This window comes from Curtobacterium sp. P97 (genome assembly GCF_023712445.1).
GTDB lineage: Bacteria > Actinomycetota > Actinomycetes > Actinomycetales > Microbacteriaceae > Curtobacterium.
The window spans coordinates 1-571 of sequence record NZ_JAMAYF010000044.1; the positions used below are offsets into that span (position 1 = coordinate 1).

2 protein-coding genes are annotated in these 571 nt (G+C 75.1%); one reads left to right on the plus strand and one right to left on the minus strand.

The genetic code is table 11. The annotated features are described in order from the left end of the window. Window positions 1-142: 30S ribosomal protein S18 (rpsR, locus tag M3677_RS16835; RefSeq protein ID WP_251161115.1), on the plus strand; the 142-nt coding region annotated here is incomplete at its 5' end. Between the two features lie 99 nt (window positions 143-241). Here the strand turns inward: rpsR and M3677_RS18230 are convergent. Continuing rightward, entirely contained in the window at window positions 242-496 is a 255-nt protein-coding gene (locus tag M3677_RS18230) for a hypothetical protein (RefSeq protein ID WP_285844913.1), read from the minus strand. Between the last annotated feature and the right edge of the window lie 75 nt (window positions 497-571).

Consider the following 571-nt stretch of genomic DNA (forward strand, 5'->3'; position numbering starts at 1 on the left):
GCGCACCTTCATCAGCGACCGCGGCAAGATCCGGGCCCGCCGGGTGACCGGCCTGGACCCGAAGGCGCACCGCCAGGTCGCCCGCGCCGTGAAGAACGCCCGCGAGATGGCGCTGCTGCCCTACCCGTCGACGGGGCGTTGAGCCGCTCCGTCACCAGGCACGGGAGCCCGTGGACCCGGCGAGCGGACTCGTCACCGGGTGGACGGGCTCCCATGCCTGACGGTCCGGGGCGTGGGCGCGTCAGCGGCGGTGGCGGACCAGGCGCGCGCTGTTGACCGCGACCGCGACCGAGCTGGCGTTGTGCAGGATCGCCGCCAGCACCGGCGACAGCGCACCGCCGCCGGCCACCAGCAGGCCGACGCCGTTGACCGCGATCGAGTCGCCGAGGGCGACGCCCTCGAGGGTGCGGGTGCCGCGGACCTGCAGGCGGGCGGAGTCGGCCTGGTCGTCGCGGACGACGAGGGTGCCGACCTCCTCCACGATGCCGGTGAACATCAGCTGGTCTCCTCGGGTTGCGGGCCGCCACCAGTGTGCCGGGTGGGGCGGAAGCGGAGCTGCACGTCCCTCCCC